19 protein-coding genes are annotated in these 20345 nt (G+C 67.5%); 6 read left to right on the top strand and 13 right to left on the bottom strand.

Going from position 1 to position 20345, the window contains the following annotated elements:
• The first annotated feature begins 45 nt into the window (after positions 1 to 45).
• From BLQ63_RS13920 to dctP, 3 genes are all read left to right on the top strand, one after another.
• On the top strand, positions 46 to 2238 hold the full coding sequence (locus tag BLQ63_RS13920) for an outer membrane protein assembly factor BamB family protein (protein WP_091035637.1): 2193 nt from the start codon (positions 46 to 48) through the stop codon (positions 2236 to 2238).
• A 17-nt stretch (positions 2239 to 2255) separates the two neighbouring features.
• Positions 2256 to 3242 (top strand): ThuA domain-containing protein, encoded by a 987-nt coding sequence (locus tag BLQ63_RS13915; RefSeq protein ID WP_091035632.1) that lies wholly within the window; start codon positions 2256 to 2258, stop codon positions 3240 to 3242.
• A 78-nt stretch (positions 3243 to 3320) separates the two neighbouring features.
• On the top strand, positions 3321 to 4340 hold the full coding sequence (gene dctP / locus BLQ63_RS13910; RefSeq protein ID WP_091035627.1) for a TRAP transporter substrate-binding protein DctP: 1020 nt from the start codon (positions 3321 to 3323) through the stop codon (positions 4338 to 4340).
• Between the two features lie 60 nt (positions 4341 to 4400).
• Here dctP and BLQ63_RS13905 read toward each other — a convergent pair whose 3' ends face one another.
• From BLQ63_RS13905 to BLQ63_RS13885, 5 genes are all read right to left on the bottom strand, one after another.
• On the bottom strand, positions 4401 to 6308 hold the full coding sequence (locus tag BLQ63_RS13905) for an alpha/beta hydrolase family protein (protein WP_091035623.1): 1908 nt from the start codon (positions 6306 to 6308) through the stop codon (positions 4401 to 4403).
• 108 nt (positions 6309 to 6416) lie between these two features.
• Positions 6417 to 7427: a DctP family TRAP transporter solute-binding subunit gene (locus BLQ63_RS13900; RefSeq protein ID WP_091035618.1), complete on the bottom strand. Its 1011-nt coding sequence runs from the start codon at positions 7425 to 7427 to the stop codon at positions 6417 to 6419.
• 58 nt (positions 7428 to 7485) lie between these two features.
• Positions 7486 to 8760, bottom strand: a complete 1275-nt coding sequence (locus BLQ63_RS13895) for a TRAP transporter large permease (RefSeq protein ID WP_091035615.1) — start codon at positions 8758 to 8760, stop codon at positions 7486 to 7488.
• Complete coding sequence (locus BLQ63_RS13890) at positions 8757 to 9299, bottom strand: TRAP transporter small permease (RefSeq protein ID WP_091035610.1); 543 nt, start codon at positions 9297 to 9299, stop codon at positions 8757 to 8759. The genes BLQ63_RS13895 and BLQ63_RS13890 overlap by 4 nt, the downstream gene beginning before the upstream one ends.
• 382 nt (positions 9300 to 9681) lie before the next feature.
• A complete protein-coding gene (locus BLQ63_RS13885) occupies positions 9682 to 10353 on the bottom strand; it encodes a TetR/AcrR family transcriptional regulator (RefSeq protein WP_245680966.1) in 672 nt (223 codons plus the stop codon).
• A 1001-nt stretch (positions 10354 to 11354) separates the two neighbouring features.
• On the opposite strand from BLQ63_RS13885, the gene BLQ63_RS13880 reads away from it, so the two are divergent.
• Entirely contained in the window at positions 11355 to 11843 is a 489-nt protein-coding gene (locus BLQ63_RS13880; protein WP_218125253.1) for a lamin tail domain-containing protein, read from the top strand.
• 345 nt (positions 11844 to 12188) lie between these two features.
• On the opposite strand, the gene BLQ63_RS13875 is transcribed toward BLQ63_RS13880, so the two are convergent.
• The 5 genes from BLQ63_RS13875 to BLQ63_RS13855 form a co-directional block, all read right to left on the bottom strand.
• Entirely contained in the window at positions 12189 to 13199 is a 1011-nt protein-coding gene (locus BLQ63_RS13875; RefSeq protein ID WP_091035602.1) for an MsnO8 family LLM class oxidoreductase, read from the bottom strand.
• Between the two features lie 61 nt (positions 13200 to 13260).
• Positions 13261 to 13488 (bottom strand): hypothetical protein, encoded by a 228-nt coding sequence (locus tag BLQ63_RS13870; RefSeq protein WP_143014892.1) that lies wholly within the window; start codon positions 13486 to 13488, stop codon positions 13261 to 13263.
• An 88-nt stretch (positions 13489 to 13576) separates the two neighbouring features.
• Positions 13577 to 13975, bottom strand: a complete 399-nt coding sequence (locus BLQ63_RS13865) for a hypothetical protein (protein WP_091035597.1) — start codon at positions 13973 to 13975, stop codon at positions 13577 to 13579.
• 382 nt (positions 13976 to 14357) lie between these two features.
• Positions 14358 to 15788, bottom strand: coding sequence for an MFS transporter (locus BLQ63_RS13860; RefSeq protein ID WP_091035994.1), 1431 nt, complete (start codon positions 15786 to 15788; stop codon positions 14358 to 14360).
• 185 nt (positions 15789 to 15973) lie between these two features.
• Entirely contained in the window at positions 15974 to 16618 is a 645-nt protein-coding gene (locus BLQ63_RS13855; protein WP_091035594.1) for an SAM-dependent methyltransferase, read from the bottom strand.
• Between the two features lie 111 nt (positions 16619 to 16729).
• On the opposite strand from BLQ63_RS13855, the gene BLQ63_RS13850 reads away from it, so the two are divergent.
• The gene (locus BLQ63_RS13850) at positions 16730 to 17326 is read left to right on the top strand and encodes a helix-turn-helix domain-containing protein (protein ID WP_091035592.1); all 597 of its coding nucleotides are present in this window, start codon (positions 16730 to 16732) and stop codon (positions 17324 to 17326) included.
• A gap of 82 nt (positions 17327 to 17408) precedes the next feature.
• Here BLQ63_RS13850 and BLQ63_RS13845 read toward each other — a convergent pair whose 3' ends face one another.
• The 3 genes from BLQ63_RS13845 to BLQ63_RS27835 all read right to left on the bottom strand — a co-directional run bounded on the left by BLQ63_RS13845 (position 17409) and on the right by BLQ63_RS27835 (position 19745).
• Positions 17409 to 18056, bottom strand: coding sequence for an alpha/beta hydrolase (locus tag BLQ63_RS13845; RefSeq protein WP_091035589.1), 648 nt, complete (start codon positions 18054 to 18056; stop codon positions 17409 to 17411).
• A gap of 189 nt (positions 18057 to 18245) precedes the next feature.
• Complete coding sequence (locus BLQ63_RS13840) at positions 18246 to 18617, bottom strand: transposase (RefSeq protein WP_177154934.1); 372 nt, start codon at positions 18615 to 18617, stop codon at positions 18246 to 18248.
• Between the two features lie 402 nt (positions 18618 to 19019).
• A complete protein-coding gene (locus BLQ63_RS27835; protein ID WP_143014891.1) occupies positions 19020 to 19745 on the bottom strand; it encodes a tetratricopeptide repeat protein in 726 nt (241 codons plus the stop codon).
• Between the two features lie 123 nt (positions 19746 to 19868).
• Between BLQ63_RS27835 and BLQ63_RS13830 the strand changes: the two genes are divergently transcribed.
• Positions 19869 to 20303 (top strand): hypothetical protein, encoded by a 435-nt coding sequence (locus tag BLQ63_RS13830; protein WP_143014890.1) that lies wholly within the window; start codon positions 19869 to 19871, stop codon positions 20301 to 20303.
• Positions 20304 to 20345 lie beyond the last annotated feature (42 nt).

Raw genomic sequence — 20345 nt, 5'->3', positions numbered from 1 at the left:
TCGGCCGGAACCCACCCGCTCGCTCCTCTCCCCCTGGAGGTCGCAATGACGCCACCGCCATCCGAGTCCACTGAAGACGACACGTCCGATTCCGCCCCGGCTCCGCTCGGCCGCCGCGCGTTCCTGACCGGGGTGTCCCTCGCGGGCGCCGCGGCATTGGGCCTGCCAGAGGCGGCCCAGGCCGAGATGTCCTCACTCGACGGATCGGTGCCAGGTCGGCCCTCGCATCCGCCCGCCAAGGCGCTCAGGCACTTCGACACCCCAGGCGACCGAGACTTTCCCAAGGTCGGCGGGAATCTGGGGAACCAGAACTTCTCGCGGCTCAAGCGGATCGGCAAGGGCAATGTGCGACGCCTCGGCGGCGCTTGGCGCAACCGCATCGAAGGGGGGATCGACGAGGGCACCAACCAGAGCACCGCCGTGGCGGTGGACGGGGTCCTGTTCATCGAGTCGGCGTTCGGGAACGTCATCGCGGTCGACGGCGCCACCGGCGAGACCAAGTGGCGCTATGAGCAGACGCGGGGCAGCCTCACCCGCCGCGGCGTGGCCGTCGGCGGAGGCCGCGTCTACACCCACGCCGACGGCGGCTGGGTCGTCGCACTCGACCAGGAGACCGGCGCGGTGGACTGGGAGCGGCAGATCACCGGGTACGGCGAGGTCGGGCGGGTCGCCGTCGTCTACCACGGCGGACGGCTCTTCCTCGGCACCCTCGGCAACCGCGCCGCCGCCCTGTGCGTCGACGCCGACGGCGGCGACGTTCTCTGGCACTTCTGGGGCACGCCCGGGCCGGGCGAGATCGGCCACGACACCTGGGCGGGCGACTCGTGGGAGGAGGGCGGGGCGGCCCCGTGGATCCATCCGGCCGTCGATCCCGAACTCGGCCTGGTCTTCTACACCTTCGGGAACGCGCGCGGCAGCCGTTCCTCACAGGACGGTTCGGAGCGCGAGGGCATGAACCTGTTCGCCAACTCGATCGTCGCGCTCGACCTGGAGACGGGCGCCTACCGGTGGCACTTCCAAAGCGTCCACCACGACATCTGGGACATGGACAACGTGATGGCGCCCGTGCTCGCCGACGTGCGCATCAAAGGCCGCCGCCGAAAGGTCGTGATCTACGGCAGCAAGACGGGCATGTACTACATCCTCGACCGCGAGACCGGCGAGGCGCCGCTGGGCGTCGAGGAGCGCCCGGTCCCCCAAGACGAACGCCAGAAGTCCTGGCCGACCCAGCCGTACCCCGTGCAGGGCCCCTGGACCGAGACCGAACTCGTCGAACAGCCCCTAGGGACCGAGGTCCCCGGCGAGCCTCACCGGGCCGTGCCCAACTACCGGATCGGGCCGCTGTTCAGCGCCCACTGGGACGAGCCGATCCTGACCATTCCCGGGCACGGCGGCGGCGCCGACTGGAGCCACCAGTCCTATTCGCACCGGACCGGCCTGGTCTACACCGGCTACGGCTATGTGGCCGCGGCCCACTCGCTGACCGAGCGCTCCAACGGGCTCCGCCCGCCGGGCGAGTACATGACCGGCGGCGTCGTGGCCGTCGACACTCGGACCAACAAGGTCAAGTGGCGCAAGCGGACACCGTACTCGCTCGCCCACGGCAACGGCATCCTCACCACCGAGTCGGGCCTGCTGTTCATCGGCTGGCCGGACGGGAACCTGCTCTGCCTCGACGCCGAGGACGGCGACGAGCTGTGGCGGTTCCAGTGCGGGGCCGCGATCAGCGCGAGCCCGATCATGTACGAGGCGGGCGGCGAGGAATATCTCGCGGTGTACGCCGGCGGCACCGGAATCCCCTACGGCGACTCCGCCCCGCGCGGGGATCACCTGTGGGCGTTCAGGATCGGCGGGCGACTGGACGAGGCGGAGACGCCACCGCCGCCCGTTGTCCGGCGCGCGGTGAGCGGCGGCCCCGTCGAGGGCACAGCCGTCGGGTACACCGTGGTGCTCGCCCGCACCTACGACGAGGAGACCGGCGAGATCGGCGGCACTGAGTCCACACAGGTCGATGCGATGGCGCCCACGCACCTTCGGGTCCCCGCCGGCACCGCGGTCACGTTCCTCAACCCGGGCGACAACGTGCACGAGCACGGGGCGACCCAGTTCTTCGAGGGGCTGTTCGACGTGCGCCTCGCACCCGGGGAGTCGTTCGAGTACACGTTCGAGGAACGCGGCGAGTACTTCTTCAACGACCCGCACAGCGCCCGCCCCACCGGCAAGGTCGAGGTCTACTGACACGGAAGGAGCCGGCCATGTCGGCGACATCGTCCACGACGGATCGCGTCGGGACCCGCCTCGGCGTCGGAGCGTTCACCGCCCTGATCGCGGTGCTGGTCCTGTCGCTCACCTCCAGCGCCGCGGTGAGCCGTGGCAACGAGCCGCCGGAGCAGTACTCCGATGCGCTCGCCGACTACGGAGTCTGCATCGGACTTGACGCGGCCGCCTGCTACAACGACGACTGGACGCCCGCGTTCAAGGAGAATGAGGTCCCCCGGGTACTGATCGTCAGCCGCACCGGCGGACCGCGGCACGCCCACCTCGGACCGCAGCTCGGCACCGGCCTGAACCCGGCGCTGACGGAGGCGAACGCGGCCCAGTCGGCCATCGTCGCCTGGGGCGCCGAGGTCGGATTCGCCGTCGACTGGACCGAAGACCTTGCGATATTGGGGAACCCGAGCCGGCTCAGGGAGTACAACACCCTCGTCTTCCTGAGCAACAGCCGTGACTTCCTCGACGACGCGTCCCAGACCGCACTGCGCCAGTACATGCGCTCAGGTGGCGGGTTCGTCGCGATCCACAACGCGCTCGGCGCCGAGTACAACTGGGACTACTTCCAGGGCCTGCTCGGCGGCGCCAACTTCTACGACCACGGCCCCGTCCGTGACGGCGACGTGCATACGGTCTCTCGGCGCGACACGTCCACAAGCGACCTGCCGCGGAGCTGGGCGTTCCACGACGAGTGGTACAACCTCGAACCGATGCCCTCGCCACTCGTGCGCATCCTGGCCGAGGTCGACACCGACACCCTCGACCCGGTCGGCGGCGGCGTCCATCCCGGGCACGAGGGCGACCATCCGGTCTCCTGGTGCCACTACTTCGACGGCGGCCGCTCCTGGGTGACCTCGCTGGGCCACGACGCGACGGCCTGGCAGGGCACCGCCGAAGGCGCCGAGCACTTCAAGGAGCACGTACTCGGCGGCATCCTCAGCACCGCCGGTGCGGAGCGCTTCTGCCGCTGACGGTGAGGACCACTCAAACCCTGTGACCGCCGGACCCCTCACCCACTGAACCTCGGCGGTCACGATACGGAGGAAGACATGCCCCTCAACAGATCATCCCGCCGGCGCTCCGTGCTCGCCGTCGCCGCCGCAAGCGCCCTCGCCCTGGCCGCGTGCGGCGGTGAGGGCGGCGGCTCGGAGGACTCGGTCGAACTGTCGTTCGCCCACAGCTACGCCACCACGCATCCGCAGCACGAGTGCGGGGCGGAGGCGGTCGCCGACGAACTGGCCGGCAACGGCAGCGGCATCGCGATGGAGATCTTCCCGAGCAGCCAACTCGGCCCGGACGGACCCGACCGCGTCAGGTCGGTGCAAGAGGGCGACATCGGCATCGACATCCAGGGCAGCTCCGCCATCTCGTCGCTGTACGAACCCATCGGCGCGCTCGATGCGGCCTACGCGTTCGAAGGCGCCGACCACCTCGCCGCGTTCGCCGAGAGCCCCGCCTGGGAGGCGCTGCGCGACGACATGGTCGAGCAGGTCCAGATCCGGCCCCTCGCCTTCTGGTACTTCGGCGACCGCCACTTCACCGCCAACGACCCCATCCGCAGCCCCGAAGACCTCGAAGGCCTGCGGATGCGCTTCCCCGACAGCCCGCAGTTCCTCCAGAACGCCGAGGCCATGGGCGCAGCAGCGACCACCGTCGCGTTCGAGGAGGTCTACCTCTCCCTCCAGCAGGGCGTCATCGACGGTCAGGAGAACCCGATCCCGACCATCGCCGAGCTCAGCCTGCCGGAAGTGCAGGACTACGTGAGCCTGTCGGGCCATCAGACCGGTTTCACCGTGGCGATCGTCGGCGAGCAGACCTGGCAGTCCCTGTCGGCCGAGCAGCAGGAGGCGCTGGAGTCGGCGGTCAGCGGCGCGAGCACCGGGGTCCGCGAGTGCCTGGAGACCGCTGAAGAGGAGGTCCTCGCCCAGTGGGCGGACGGCGACGAGATCACGGTCGTGGACGACGTCGACCGGGACGCGTTCATCGCGCAGTGCGAGGCGTACTTCCAGGCGGAACTCGAAGGCGAGAAGCTCGAGCTGTACCAGGCGGTCCGGGAACTCGCCCCTTAATACCCGACGCGTTCCTCCCCAGGCCGCGGCGGCGTCGTTGACGCCGCCGCGGTTTTCCGTTCAGCCGCCGAGCGGCACCTTGTCGTCGCGGTGGAATCCCGACGCGCTGTAGTAGCGCGAGACCGTGCCGTCCGCGGCCGTCTCGAGGCTGTAGTGCTCAAGGAAGTCCCACATCAGCGGCGACTCTTCGGGGATGTTGTTGTGCGAGCGGAAGCGGTTCAGCGTCAGTTTGAGCACCGGGTGCGGGCCGCCGTGCCAGGTCCAGGTCCGGTACCGGTCGTGCCGTCCGCTGAGCACGCCGTCGCGCTCGTCGACGTCGGCCAGCGCCAGCCCGTTGACGCCGAGGTGGTGCAGCGCCCAGTCGTCGAGCCGGTTCGGGGTGTCGTCCCAGAGGTCTCCGGCCATGAACCGCAGGTCCCCGTAGCCGTAGACCTGGTAGTTCGGGATCATCTGCCCGCTGGCGGGATAGGCGGTCCCGTCGATCGTCACGTTGCCCGAGTCGTCCGGGGCGGTGGTGAACGAGGTGGAGGCGACCGCCGCGAAGTACTCCGGGAAGGCCATCGCGAAGTTCTGCGTGACCGCGCTGCCCGCGGACTGGCCCGTGGAGTACAGGCGCGTCGGATCGGCCGGGTACTCCTCGATCACCATGTCGCGCAACTGCTGGTAGAAGGCCAGAGAGTCCCGGTGGCTGACCGAGATCGGCGAGGCGCTGTACTGCTCGCACACGACCACGAGAATGCAGCCCTCGCGCTCGGCGACCTTCCACCACTGGGCCGCTTCGAAGAAGACCTTGTCGGTCTGGGTGTTCCCCGGCCAGACGAACACGACCGGCGCGCGGCCGCTCCAACGCTCGGCCGTTTCGGGGACGTGGACGAGGTATTCGCGCACGAACCCCTCGACCTCCATCGTCCGGACCTCGACATCGAGTCGGTCGTAGTCGGCGCGTTCGATGAGGCTGTTGCCGTAAGCGAAGGAGTTCTCGTAGCGGGTGTAGCGGGTCAGGAAACCGGCGATCCGCGTGGTCGTGCGCCGGCTCCAGTAGTGGGCCCGCCGGTCGTCGACGGCGACCATGCTGATCGGCCCGGCGTAGGCGGTCATCCAGCGGTCGGACCGGCGCCGCTGCCGGTACACCGTGCCGAGGTCGCGGTCGGAGACGCCGCGGTCCTTGGTGTCGTTCGCCCGGTTCCAGTAGGACCGGCTCTCCTGCGAGGTCCGCCCGGGATGGAGGTACCAGGTGGGCAGGACCGTCTCGTCGTATCGGATGCGGTCGAGGTCTTCGGGGAGCACCACATCCGTGTAGTCGGGAGCGGTGGTGCCGTCGAACTCAAGGGCCGCATGGGCGTCGAGGTACTCGGCGTCCAGTCCGGGCGAGTCGAGGTAGACCTGCGCGATGACGCGCAGCGGGTGGGCGACGGCCCACGCCTCAAGGGGAGGCGCGCCGGCGCCGTAGCCCACCAGATAGTGGAGGCCGAAGATCGAGAAGTAGTCGTTCGCCTGGTAGAAGTCCATCGCGGCGGCGACGTACTCGGCTTCGCCACCGCGGTCGCCCCATCCGTTCTCACCGGGTTCGAGGAGGACCAGTCCCTCCTCCCGGCGGTCGGCGACGTCCTTCCAGCCGGTCCGGTGCAGGAAGTCGGCGGCGTCCGCGCCCTCGGGGAGCGCGATCACCGTGTAATAGGAGCGGATCGGGGTCTCCGCCGAGAGGTAGACCTTCGCAGCGCGTTCGGTGCCGCCGACGTCGAATGTCTTCTCCCAGAAGCCGGTCATCTCCGCGGGCAGTCGGTTCGCCCGCGTGTAGTCGAACTCCGGGGGTGGGCGCACGTCGAGCGGGCGGGCGTCGCTGAGGTCGTGCCGAGTCGGGTGCCGGTCGTCTCGGTGCGGTGCGGCGGACGCCGGTTGCGGCAGCGCCGCCGCTCCCACCGCGGCGGCGGTTCCCCATAGGAGCCGGCGCCGGTCGAACTGGTGCATGGCAGTGTCCTCCTCGCGGTGCGACGGGCGCTGGCCCGCCGAGCGTTCTGGTCGCTCCGGCACACGGTGTCGTACGGGACGGCCGGGGGCTCCTGCCGTCCCGTACGGCTACGGCGCCGAGCTGCGGATGCTCTCGTACAGTTCGAGCTGGTCGCCTTCCAGGTTCTCCAGGAAGTACGCCTCGGTCGCGGCCTGGAACGCGGCCAGATCGACGTCCTCGACGATCGTGGGGGCGCCGGCCGACCGCCATTCGTCGAGGATCGCCTCGGTGTCGTCCTCGATGCACTGCCTGTTCTCGGCGCGGGTCTCGTGCACCGCTTCGGTGAGCGCCTCCTGCTGCTCGGACGAGAGCGACTGCCAAGCCGCGTCGGAGACGACGATCATCTGGGACCCTGTCTGGTGGCCGGTGAGACTGACGTGGCTCTGGACCTCGTTGAAACTCATCGACTGGATGGTGTCGATGGGGTTCTCCTGGCCGTCCACGACGCCCTGCTGGAGTGACAGGTACACCTCTTCGAAGGCGACCGCGGTGGCCTCGGCGCCCATCGCCTCGGCGTTGGCCAGGTAGATGGGCGAGTCGGGGAAGCGCATTCGCAGGCCCTGGAGGTCTGCGGGCGTGCGGATGGGGTCGTTGGCCGAGAAGTGGCGCATGCCGAAGTACCAGACGTCGAGGATGTGCGCGCCGGTCTCGGCGGCGAAGTCCTCCTTCAGCTGGTCGGCGTCGCCGCCGTCGAACCATTCGAAGAGGTGGTCGGGGCCGTCGAAGGCGTAGGCCATGTCGAAGACGCCGATCGGCTCGTGGGAGGAGGCCAGGGCGGAGGAGCCCTGGATGTCCATGGAGATGTCGCCGGCCATCACGGAGGTGAACCGGTCGGCGTCGCCGCCGAGCTGGCTGTCGGAGAAGATCTCCACTTCGATGCCGACGTCGGCGGCCTCGAGCTTCTCCTTGACGAGTTCGGTGCCGCATCGGTTGTGCGCGTGGGAGGTCGGATAGGAATTGGCGAAGCTCAAGGTCACTGCGTCGTCGGCGCCGTCCTCGCCGCAGGCGGCGAACGCGGTCGCGGCGACCGCCAGGGCCGCGACTCCGGCGAGACGGCGCGCCGTCGGTGTAAGGGACATGTCTGTACTCCTTGCTTCTGGGGAGGTTCGGGCGGAGTTGTCGGATGATCGGAGAGCCTCAGAGCCCCAGCAGGTTCGGCAGCCACATCACCAACCCGGGGAAGACGATGACGATCACGACCACTGCGACGAGGGGGATGAAGAACGGGCGCGTGCCGCGGAACACCTCGCCGATCTTCGCGCCGGTCGCCGAGCTCAATACATAGAGGACGGTGCCGACGGGTGGGGTGAGGAGGCCGATCATCAGGGACACGATCAGCACGACGCCGAGGACGATCGGGTCGACGCCGATCTGGAGTCCGATCGGCAGCAGGATCGGCACGGTGATGACCAGCGCGGCCACCGCGTCGAGGACGGTGCCGAGTACGAGCATCAGCAGCGCGGTGAGCGCCAGGAACATCGTCGGGTTGTCGGCGACGGAGAGCATCGCGGCGGCGACCTGCTGCGGTACCCGCTCGATGGCCAGGATCCAGCCGACAAGGGAGGCGGAGGCGATGATGATCAGGATCGCGGCGGTCGTCACCACGGTCTCGCGGAAGATGGAGGGGAGGTCCTTGACCTTGAGGGTGCGGTAGGCGAATCCGAGGATGAACATGTAGGCGGCGCCGACGGCGGCGGCCTCGGTCGGGGTGAAGAAGCCGCCGAGGATGCCGCCGAGGATGAGGATCGGCGCGGCCATGGCGCCGATCGCCCGCTGCGCGGCCCGGCCGAGCCGCTTCCAGTTGAAGGGCTCGCCGTCGAGTTCGGGCTTGGAGCGGCAGAGTATGTAGACGACGATGCACAGGCCGAGCGACATGAGCAGGGCCGGCACCACGGAGGCGGCGAACAGGGCCCCGGTGGAGACGGTGGCGATGCCGGCGTAGATGACGGCGGGAATGCTGGGCGGCATGACCGGTGAGATGAGGGACGAGGCCCCGGTGACGCCGAGCGAGAACGGCCGGGAGTAGCCCTTGGACAGCATGACGGGGATCTGGACCTTCGCCTCGTACGCGGCGTCGGCGACGGCGGTGCCGCTGATCCACGAGAAGCCGAGGCTGAGCCCCACGTTGACGTAGCCGAGGCTGCCTCTGACGCGTCCGAGGAGTGCCAGGGCGAGGTCGAAGATCCGGTCGGCGATGCCGGCGCGGCTCGCCGTGGTGCCCACGAGGACGAACAGCGGCACCGCGAGCAGCGGGAAGCTGGAGACGCCGTTGACGATGGTGCGCATGGAGAGCCCCAGGGACTGTCCATCGATCACCAGATAGGCCAGGCACGGGCCCAGGAACGCGAACGCGACCGGCACTCGGAGCATGAGGAGCGCGGCGATGGCCAGCACCAGGAGCAGCATGGTCATCGGGGCACCTCGGGGTCGTTCGGTTCGGTCGGTGTCTCGTCGCGTTCGGCGGGTTCGGGCAGGAAGATCAGCGCGATCGATTTCATTGCGGTGAAGGCGAATCCGACCAGTGGGATGACGTAGAGCCAGACCATCGGCATCTCCAGCGCGGGCGAGACCTGCCCGGTGTCGTTGGCGACCAGATCGAAACAGGCGGCGGCGAAGCCGAGGGCGATCGCGGCGACTACGACGTGCGCGAAGATCCGCACCGCGCGGACGACGCCTTTCCATCTGAGCGTGTCGATGGCTTCGACCGCGATGTGCTGCCCCTGGCCGGCGAGGTAGCCGAGCATGATGAAGGTGAGCCAGGCGAGGCTGTATCTGGCGAGTTCGCCGGTCCAGGGCCAGCCGCCGACCGGGAGGTAGCGCTGGGCCGCCTGTACCAGCACGAGTACGAAGATGACGGCGAGGGCCAGGCATCCGATGGCGAGTTCGAGGGCGGATATCCAGCGGAGGATGCGGGGTTCGCGCCGGGGCGCGAGCCGGGTGGCTTCGTCCATGTCAGGTCCTTCGCACCGGTGACACGTCGGTGCCCGCCTCGCGTTGGGCCGGCGTCGGACCGGGGTGTTCGGCCGATGTGGGCGGACCTGCCGCCGTGGTGCGTCTGGGGGGTGAGAGGGCCACGTCTTCTCCTCTGTCGGTGCGCCGTTGCGTGGGGAGTGGGGGTGATCGAGCCTGGCCGTCAGACGTTATACGTACCGGATAGTTATGTACTGCATGGTTAATTGTTGATCATGCGCCAGCCCGAAGGCCCGTGTCAAGTGGTGAAGCGGCCGGTCCGTGAGAAATCTCAATGACGGTCCTCGATGTCCCCGGGCACGGCTCCGCCCTCCGAACCCCATCATCGATCGGGCCGGAAGGCGTTGCGGCGGAGGAAGGGCGCTAGCGCGCGGTCAGGTATTCGACGACCATGTCGCCGAGCATGGCGCGGTGGTGCGCGCGGCGGTCCGGGGAGAGCAGGTCGCGACCGAAGACGGTGTTGAAGGTGTGCCGGTTGGCGATGCGGAAGACACAGTAAGAGCTGATCATCATGTGGACGTCGAGGGCGTCCACGTCGTCTCGGAAGATCCCCGCGGCCTGGCCGCGGTCGAGGATGCGTCCGACAACGGCCACCGCGGGCTCGGCGAGGCCGGGAAGCGATTCGGACTTGGCCAGGTGCCGGGCTTCGTGGATGTTCTCGATCGCGACCAGGCGGATGAAGTCCGAATGCGACTCGTGGTGGTCGAACGTCAGACCGGCCAGCCGCCTGATCGCCGCGACCGGATCGAGGTGCTCGACGTCCACCTGCCGCTCCAGAAACCTGATGTTCGCGTACGCCTGCTCCAGTACCTCCAGGTACAGGCGCTCCTTGCTGCCGAAGTAGTAGTAGATCATCCGCTTCGTGGTGCGGGTCTTCGCGGCGATCTCGTCGACTCGCGCACCGGCGAGCCCGTGGGCGGAGAACTCCCGCGTAGCGACCTCGAGGATTTCCGAGCGCGTCCGGTGGCCGTCACGGGGAGGCCGGACCTCGGCAGGGCCGCCGTCGGCATCAGCCCCAGATTGCAGTGCGGTCACGAGTCTCCTTCGGCCCGAACGGTTTCACCCTTGCGGGTCCCCCGCCGAAACTCGGGGCGGACGTTCGGGGCCGCGACGGGCCGGTTCAGGTCCCAAAACCTTAACGCCTCCGGGACGGCGTTGACGGCCCACGGCTGTGCCGAGCCCAAATTGGTCGAGGGGGCCGAGGCACCGTTCTGTATCGCCATATATGCGGCATAGTTGGTGCAGTGGTGACCGGGGTACATGGTCCAGTAGCTGCTGGCGTTGTTGGCTCCGTAGTCGTGGTCTCCGTAACCGCTATAGACGCAGCCGACATATCCGTTACAAAGACTCGTATCAGCCGAAGCCGGTGAAGACACTCCCAATACTCCGGCGAGAACAGATACCAGAATGGTAAGAAAAGCACGAACCCGCAGGTTCGTCCTCCGCATATTTGGTGACTGCCGCACAGCACTCACCCTTTCCTGGACCCGAGGGGCAAGAGGTTCAGGTGCGTCTAGATGGTTCATTGAGTGGATTGTTGAAGCGAATGCTCTAACGGAGTATACGCCGCTGCGAGAAATTGCCGTTCACTCAGTGAATAGCTCATGGGTTCCGCCGGAGTGGGGTCTATTTCGGCAAGGTTTGCCTCTATTGGTGCGCATTTATTGTGATCCCGACGGGAAGTCCGGGTGTTTTACACTGAGAGGACGATCGCCAACACCTCCTGGGTCTGGTCGCAACAGCAAAGGTATTCGAGGAACTGCGGCAGACCGCCGTCTACGGTGACGAGGTGCGGGCCCTGATCCTCCAGGCCATCGCGGCCCTCGGCTGATGGAGAGGGCGCCGCGTCCGTCGCCCATTCGAATCCAGCCGATAGGCAACCTGCGGGAATGGAGGCGGTACAGGCGGCGACAGGTGCCGGCAAGCTCCCCCACTGCAATTCCGAGGAGTGCTATCGTTTATTCTCAGCCGCTCGAACATGCACACGACGTGCGATTCGAGCCTCCCCTCGACTTCAGAACAATGAGGACATTCTGGTGCTTAAGAAAACGCTTATAGCCATCTGCCTTGCCATCGCCACCCTCGCTGCCACCGCAACCCCAGCCTCCGCTACGGAGTACCAGTCGGCCCTCAAGATCCGCGGAATCCAGTACAACGCGCCCGGCACCGACGACAACCGCTGCAAGGGAGGGAACACCTCCCAGGAGTACCTGACCATCAAGAACTACTCCAAGACTGCGACGGTCAACCTCCGGGGCTACCTGGTGAAGGACGCTGTCGGCAACAGCTTCAAGTTCACCGCCGACCACTACCTCCAGCCCGGCGACTACGTCCGGCTCCGCGGCGGCAACGGCAACGATTCGGACGCGAACAACGTCGTCTACCGGGACAACTGCAACTTCATCTGGAACAACACCGGCGACTCCATCTATCTCTACAAGCCGTCGGGCGCGGGCGCGGACTCCCACTCCTACAAACCATCGCGCGATGACGCCGACGGCAACGGCTACGTCACCTACCACTGAGATCCGGAGCCCGCAGCGCTCAGGCGCACTGCATGACCGGGTGGCTGCGGGAGTGGCCCGGTAACGCGCGACCTCGGCGATGCGGACGCCGCTCCCATGGCATTCATTGACCCTTCTCGACTTAGGTGAGTTCCGTTGCGTGGCAAGGAAGAAGCTCCTGATCGAACAGCAGGCGCCAGCATTCGACCGCGAGATCTATAAGCATCGCAGCACCGTCGAGCGAGCCGCCGGCCGTCTCAAGCGCTACCGCCCCACCTCGACCACTTCGACAAACTCGCCGTCCCCTACAAGGCACCATCCAGGTCGCGCTCATCCTGGACTGGGAACTAAGTTCGCAAACACGACTTAGTGGCTTGCGAGGCCGGTGAGTTCGGCGAGGCGGCGGTGGGAGTCGAACAGGGCCTTGCGGTCGTAGGTGGTGGTGCCGACGAGGAGCTCGTCCGCACCGGTCGCTTCGACCAGGCCCGCCAGGCGAGGGGCGACCTCGTCGGCGGTGCCGTAGACCGCGCCCGCGAGCGCCTGTTCGAGATACATGGACTCGCGGCGGGTCTTCGCGGCCGCCCGGATCTCGGCCGAGGGCCGCAGCGGCGGGAACTCGCCTTTGGTGCGGGACAGCGCAGTGGACCAGTACTCGGGAAGCAGCAGGTCCTCGGCCGCTTCGCGGGTCGCGGCGACGGCGACCGTCTGCGCCACGACGACATACGGCTCAGATCGCCACGCGGAGGGCCGGAAATCGAGCCGGTAGTCGTCGATCTTGGCGCGTGTGGCCACAGGCTCTTTCGAAGAGGCGATGACCAGGCCTACGCCGTGCTTGGCGGCGTACTCGCCGCCTGATCCCACCGCCAAGACAAAGGGTTCCGGGCGCAGCCCTTCGCCGGGCCGCGCGTGCACGCCCGGGTGGAATCGCTGTTCGCCGGTGAAATAACCGAGGAGTTCGGTCAGGAGGTCGTCGAAGTCGTCGCCTTCGTCCAAGTCGTGGCCCAGTGCCGCGCGGACGGCCGGGACAAACCCGAGGGTGCGGCCCAAGCCCATGTCAATGCGACCCTCGAACAGGGACTCCAGGACCCCGAACTGCTCGGCGACTACCAGCGGCCGGTGGTTGGGCAGCATCACGCCGCCGGTGCCGACCCGAATGCGGCCAGTCGCTGCCGCGACTGCGGCTGCGAGCACGGTGGGAGCCGAACCGGCAATGCCAGGAACACTGTGGTGCTCGGCCACCCAATATCGGTGGAAGCCCAGTTCCTCGGCTTGCTTAGCTCTGCTCACAACCTCCCGCAGGGTCTCAGCGGCCGTCTCACCCTCGGCAATGACGGCGCGATCGAGCAGTGAGAGCCGAATAGGTTGCGGAGTCCTCATATGCCGCGCAACACCCGCGGGGCCGCGAATGTTTCTCTCTCGACTCTGATCGTGCCCGGTCTCACCGGGCTGTCACACCGTCGCTGCCGGGTTGTTCGCGGGTGAGCTGACGGCGGGCGTCTTCGAGACCTATCTGTTTTGCCGCGTGGTCGGCGGTGCCGGCGAGGTCGTGATCTGCGATGTGGCGGGCCAGGTAGTCGGCTTGGCCGGCCCAAAGGAAGCACAGGAAGGTGGGCAGGCCGCAGTCGGCTTCAGCGTGCGTGAGAGCGCCTTGGGCGAGGTAGGCCACGATCAGCGGACCAGCGTCGTCGGGGCCTACAACGCACACCCATCACCCAGGCATGTTCCCATGTGCCACAGGGCATCTGAACTAGCCATCAAGCACGAGCAGACCGAAGCACGGGTCTGATCTGTGCGACCGAGCTTGTCACACCAGTCAGTCCCATACAACCGAAGAACAAGGGAACTGCGATCCCTGGGCCTGCCGAGAACCAGCACCAGGCCAGTACCCCTACGTGGAAGACGCCGGTAAACGCCAGCATGAAGCCGACTGGCGCCCACTTGAAGATCATGAACACCAGGTAGATGAGGAGCAGCCAATACAGACAGATCACAGCCGCACCGCAGATACCCACAACGGCTGGCGCAGGGGTGGGGAAGCCATCATTGACCACCAGCATGGCGATCACTCCACCGACCAGGTACATGATCGCTCTGCAGAGCCGCCAGGTCAGGCTCGTCAGTTCCTCAAGTTCCCACGACTTCGACTCGACCATCAGATGATCTCCTCCTCGATGCCTGCGTGGGCGCCTTGAAGACCGCAGGCTCACGCCAAGAACAGGTCTATCATTCTCGACGCGGGAGGGGTCCCCCAAGCGACCGCACCGCTTGCGGGACAACGCTTAGGTAGTTGCAGTCGCAGCTGAGTGCTTGTCCGCTACATCTCGGGCAAGCTTCCATGTCGCAGCCGGGAGGCCGCGTATGGCGTGGGCGACGACGGTGACTGGTCGGACTTCGGCCCGCATTCGGCGCGGGACCCAAGCCTGGCCGAAATGAAAGGCGCATGTCGATCGGCGAATGCCCGCTGACCCGAGGTTCGACGTCGTGTGCGTGATCGATTCACCGGCATCGAGACGGGGGTGCTGGCGATGCTCTGGGTCAGGCCCGTGGTTTCGGGCCCCTGGCGAGCACGTAGAGCAACAGGACGGCCATGACGGCGACGCCTGCCCACATGGCGTGCCGCCATCCGGCCACGAAGGCCTCCTGGGCGGCCCGGACCAGTGCTTCGGCCTGGGGGCCTTCGGTGGTGAGGGCGGTGGCGATACCCGCGCGGGCAGCGTCGCCGGCGGGCCCTTCGAGGTCCCCGATGCGGTCGTCGATCGCGTTTCGGTACCCGGCGGACAGGACCGCGCCGAGGAGTGCGATGCCGAGCGCGGTGCCGAACTCCCGTGTCACGTCGTTCAAAGCGGAGGCGACGCCTTGCCGTTCCGCGGGCAAGGCGAGCGTGATGGCTTCGGTGGACGGTGTCATCGAGAGTCCCATGCCCAGTCCCATCACCAGCATGCCCGGCAACACCGACAAGTAGCCGCCGTCGACCGACACGAACACCGCCATCGTCGCCAGGCCCCCGGCGCAGAACGCGACCCCGGCGGCCATCGTCGAACGCGCGCCGGCACGGGCGGCCACGCGCGGCGCGAGTGCGGAGGCCGCCATCATCAGCACCATCATCGGCAAGAGCGCCAAGGTGGAACGAAGCCCGGACCAGCCGAGAACCGACTGGAAGAAGGGGAACATGACCACGAAGATCCCCGCTTGCACCCCGAACACCGCCAAGAGCGTGACCGAACCGCTCGCGAGGCCGCGAACGCGGAACTGCCGCACATCCAGCAGAGGCGCGCGGTGCCGACGCTCCCAGACGACGAACGCGATCGCGCCCGCGACACCCACCGCAAGGCTCAGCAGCGTCGGCGTCGCGGTCCAACCACTCACCGGCCCCTCATGCAGCATGAGGATGAGCCCGACCACGGCGACCACTGACGCGAGCGAACCGACCACGTCGAACCGGTGCGGCGAGCGTTCCCGCGAATTCGGCACGAACCGCAATGACAAGACGAAAGCGACCGCGACGAGCGCGACCGGGAGCGCGAACAGCCACCGCCAATCCGCCACGTCGACGAGCAGCGCCGAAAGGTACATGCCCAGGATGCCGCCGCCCCCGGCGACGGCAGTCCAGACACCGATCGCGCGGGAGCGTTCCTGCTGCGGGAACGTCGAAGTGATGACGGCGAGGGTCACCGGCATGATCATCGCCGCGCCGACGCCACTGGCGAGCCGGGCGGCGATCATCGCCTCCGAGGAGGTCGCGAGCCCGCCGGCCACATTGGCCGCGCCGAAGACGAGCAGGCCCGCGAGTAGGACCGGGCGGCGCCCGAGACGGTCGCCGAGCGCGCCGAGCGGCAGGAGCAGGGCCGCCAGCGCGATCGTGTAGGTGTTGATGATCCACAGGACGGTGGACTGGGAGGCGCCGAACTGGACGGCGAGGTCCGGCTGGGCGACGTTCAACCCGGTGACCGAGGCGATCACGGCCATGAGCGCGATGCATACGGTGATGAGGACCGCGCGGCGGCGGCGCGGGTCGTCGATGGTGGATTCGGCTGGTGAGACTGCGGTGGAGAGGACCACGGGCGGATTCCTTTCATGCTGTGGTCGGGTGGTGCGGTTCGGGCATGGGACTGAAGCGGGCACCGGAATTCGAGGGCTCGGGGGCCGGCGGGTCACTTGCGGACGGCGCGGACGACGACGTCGCGCAGCGGGTGGCTCCGGCCGTGTGGGTCGATGACGGTGCTTTGCCGTTCCTCGGCGGTGACGACCGTCCAGGCCTCGGTGTCGAGTCGGGCGGTGATGCCGGGCGCGGTTGCCGTGGCCTCGGCAGGGTGGTGTCCGTGGGCGCTGCCCCGATCGTGGTGGTGGCCGTCCGCGGCGGCGTGGCCGACGATGAGCAGCGTCCCTCCGGGCGCGACCCAGGCCGCGATGCGTGCGTAGAAGTCGAGTTGCGCCATGGCCGGGTGGGCGTAGTGGGTTGTGACCAGGTCGAACGGGCTGCTCGGTTCCCAGCCGACGAGGTCGGCGGCGACCCAGTCGATGCGGTCGCCAAGGCCGGCTCGGGCAGCTCGCTTCGCGGCTTGTTCGAGGGGTGCGGCGGTGATGTCGACGGCCGTCACCTGCCATCCTCGGGCGGCGAGCCAGATCGCCTCCGTCCCGGTGCCGCAGCCCGCGTCCAGGGCGCTGCCCGGCGTCGCGTCGGCGGTCTCGGCTACGAGGTGGGGGTTCGGGTCCTCGGTCATCGGGCGGGCGTCGCCCCAATGCCGTTCCCAGTAGTCCCGGTCGAATTCGTGGTGCTCTGCATTGTCGTGTGTCATCGCGGTGGTCTGCCTTTCCATCGTGTTCGGTGGCATGGCCAAGGATGGACCCGCTTTGACGAGCTGGCAAGCAATCTTGCCGATCGGCAAATTATCGAGGATCATGGACGAATGAACGACGGACTTGAACGCACGCTCGACGCGGTCGGGCCGCGTCTGAAGCGCCTCCGGCAGGCCCGCGAGGTCACGCTCACCGACCTCGCCGCCGAGACCGGCATTTCGGCGAGCACGCTCTCGCGACTCGAAGCCGGGCTGCGCCGACCCACGCTCGAGCAGCTGCTGCCGCTGGCCCGCGCGCACGGCGTCACGCTCGACGAGCTCGTCGACGCGCCGCCCACCGGGGATCCGCGGGTCAACCTGCGGCCCCTTGTCTGCAAAGACGGGTCGACCGTGCTGCCGCTGACACGCAGGCCCGGCGGCATCCAGGCGTACAAGTTCATCCTGCCGACCGGCTCCGACGACCGCGAGCCGGAAGTGCGCAGCCACGAGGGCTTCGACTGGGCGTACGTCCTCAACGGCACGCTGCGCTTGGTCCTGGGGGAGCACGACCTCCGCCTCAAGCCCGGCGAGGCGGCGGAGTTCGACACGCGCACGCCGCACTGGTTCGGGGCGACGAGCGCCGGACCTGTCGAGTTCCTCAGCTTGATCGGCAAGCAGGGCGAGCGGGCCCATGTGCGGGTGGCCCCGAAACGGCCGCAGACCGAATAGACCACCGGGCGCGAAAGCTCCCCGTGGGCGTCGCCGGTGGCCGGATCGCTTTACACCGACTGCCCACGAATGGAGCGATGCTTCATTGCCTGAACGCCCACGTCATCATCAGCGGGAGCTCTTCTTGCCAGAACGCGCCCCCGTGCGACCCGAGCCGCTCATTCATGACAACGTCCGCACCCGCATCCCGCAACCCCTGCGCCCACCGAGCCGCGTTCTCGAGAAAGAACGGCTCCAGCGTGCCGGCAACGAGGTACGTGCGCGGCATCAAGCTCGGCATTACACCGGGCCGTCGGTAACCCCCGCCCGGTGAGGCGCAAAAGATCGCACCGTAGACCTCCGGATGCCGGAGCCCGAGGGCGAGCGCGAGTTCCCCGCTCGCTGATACACCGAACACCGCGGTACGACCCGCGGGCAGCGCGACTGCGAAACGTGCCCGCACCCACCGGCGTACGTCCTCGACGAAGAACCTCTCGTGCGCAGCGAACCGTTCGGGGTCAAAGCCCGGTGAGTACTCATGGAGCCGCAGCGTCTCATCGGCCGGCCGGTGAGCACCGACGACCATCGTGGATGGTACGTCGGCCGCTTCAAGCATGCCGCCCCACTGCGAGATCAGCTGGCCGTCACCGGCGTACACGACCGCCTCAGGCTCTTTCGGCGGGACATACACCGTGACCTGGCGGCCACCGTCGTAGTCGAACGTCTCGGTGATGAGCTCGCCTGTGGCCATTGCCGATGTCTCCCTCGATTGATCCGAACTAGATGGTTGAGCTTGCGTACTTCGTGTGCGGCGCTTGGAGGTAGCCGAGCACGTGGGCGGGGAGTTTCTGGACGCGGTGGAAGAACCTGCGGACTGCACGCTCCATCTGGACCCGGTCAGTGATGACCTGGTCGGCAAGCGTGCGTTTCAGATCGGCGTTCACCAGCTCGTCGGGGTTGCGGTGTGCGGAGCATAAACCGGCGGGAAATGCAGCTCGATCCGGTCGGGCCGCTCGGCGATCCAGTCGCGGACTTTCTTGGCGCGGTGGGCGGAGCGCCCGTCGACAACCAGGTGGATCTTCTCCTCGAACCGCCCCAGCAGCCGGTCGAGGAAGGCGATGAAGACCTCGGCGTTGAACTTGTCCCGCAACACGGTGGAATGCATCTCGCCCCGGGGCGAGATGGCCGACATGGCGCTGATTCCGAAGCGGTTCCCGGTCCGCGCGAGGGTCGGGGTCTGCCCCTTGCGACCCCAGGTGCGCCCCGCGAGCTGGTCGGAGCGGACCCCGACCTGGTCGCAGAACAAGATCACCGCGCCCTCGGAGCGGGCCCGCTCCCGCAGCGTTCTGCAAGGAGGTCGACCAGCTCGTCATCGGCTGGCGCTTCGCCCTCCGTTGAGGCTGCGGAGATCCTCAACGCCGGCGAGAAGATCGCGATCCACGCCGACTGGATCGCCCGCCGCAAATCCGACGGCCAGATCTACCTCTACGAGGGCGACTGCAACGGGGGCTTCGGTACACGAGCCGTAGTCGTCACCGGCTGGACCCGGGCGAACGCCAGCGCCTAGGCGGGTCGGCAGTCAGGGCCACGCCGTTATGGTGTGGCCCTGACCGGACTTGCCTGCCAGCCGCTTACCAGCCTTGAGCAGTGTGAACCGCTGTCGGCTCCGGATCCTGAACCACGGGGCCGTGGCGAAAGGCCCGGAGCTCATCGGCTATCTGGCTGCCAGGTAGCACGCGATCTCGGCGTGATATTGCGGGACGCCTCCATCGAGGACAAGTACGACGAGGCAGCCCAGGTAATACGTCTCACCTATGGTGCATCCCCTGGCCACAAAGTAACCAAAATAGCCCGCACGAGACAGGTAAATGACGCAATCGTCGTATGTTTGCGGCTCGAACTGCTCGTCGGCTTGGATCGCCGCCTGCTGAGTCGACGGTGGTTGTGCTGATGCCGTGGCGCTCGCCCCGGACACCGCGACTGCCGCGAAGATTGCCGCAAACAGCGCGATCAGTGCGGTACGCATTCGAAGGGACATTTGACCTCCAGGTTTTCCGGCCACGGTCCGGTGCGACACCAGATCGTGAGGTGCGGTCGTCGAGCCAACGCTGTCACCGGTTGCTGGCGTGGTGCTGGCGCCGATCTGGCGCGGCTCACTCGATCTTGGCGCGGACCGCAGTGGCCGAGCGGGATCCGAGCATGTCGAACAGGTCGACGGCCGCCGGTAATGCGACTGGGCCCTGTCCTCGTCTCCAGTCGCGGCGTGAAGGTCGCCGAGGATGTCCAGCGTCTTGGCCACGTAGAACTTGAAGTCGCCCTCTTCCCAAGTCGCGAGGGCCCGTTCAGAGCAGGCGACCGCCTCGCCGACGCTCCCCCCGGTGCGCTCATGCAGTCGCAGCGATGCCTCAGTGTGGATGCCGATGATTCCAACGAATTCCAACCAAGCGTTGCCAAGGACACGCATACCAGATTAAATATTGACAGTTCGCAATATTTCGGCAAATCGAGTCTTAATGGCGCGGACCAACACCGAGTCCCTTGACCCGACAATCAGGGAGTCCAGATGATTCGTCTCCTCAATCGAACGTCCTTGACGACGGCGTTCGCCGCCATCGTCACCACCATCGCACTCGCGCTCGTCTTCTCAGCCGCACCGGCGCAAGCCGCTCCGTCCGACACCAGCGCCTCGACACCGGTCATCGCCGCACCCGGCGACGCCAGCGAGATCGGGGCCTTGATCAATGAACGGCGGTGCAACGTCGGCGAGCGACCCAAGCAGATCGTGCTCTTCCTCGGAATCGGCGGGGAAGACGGCATCCGCTGCTTCGGCGGCACGCTAGGTTCGATCAACATCGGCAACGCCCCCGTCTACGACCTGTACTCCGGTGGCTATAACGGTGCGATCGACTGCCACAACCGACTGCACATGTTCGATCCCGAGCAGTACGTCACTCCGATCGACATCTGCACGACGCTGACCATTCTTCCCGGAAGCTGACCGGGAGCAGAACGCGCGACCGCCACCGCACGCCAAATGTCG

This window comes from Glycomyces harbinensis, from assembly GCF_900101745.1.
Lineage (GTDB): Bacteria > Actinomycetota > Actinomycetes > Mycobacteriales > Micromonosporaceae > Glycomyces > Glycomyces harbinensis.
The sequence above is the reverse complement of the archived record's forward strand: the minus strand, read 5'-3'. Positions and strand labels throughout refer to the sequence as shown.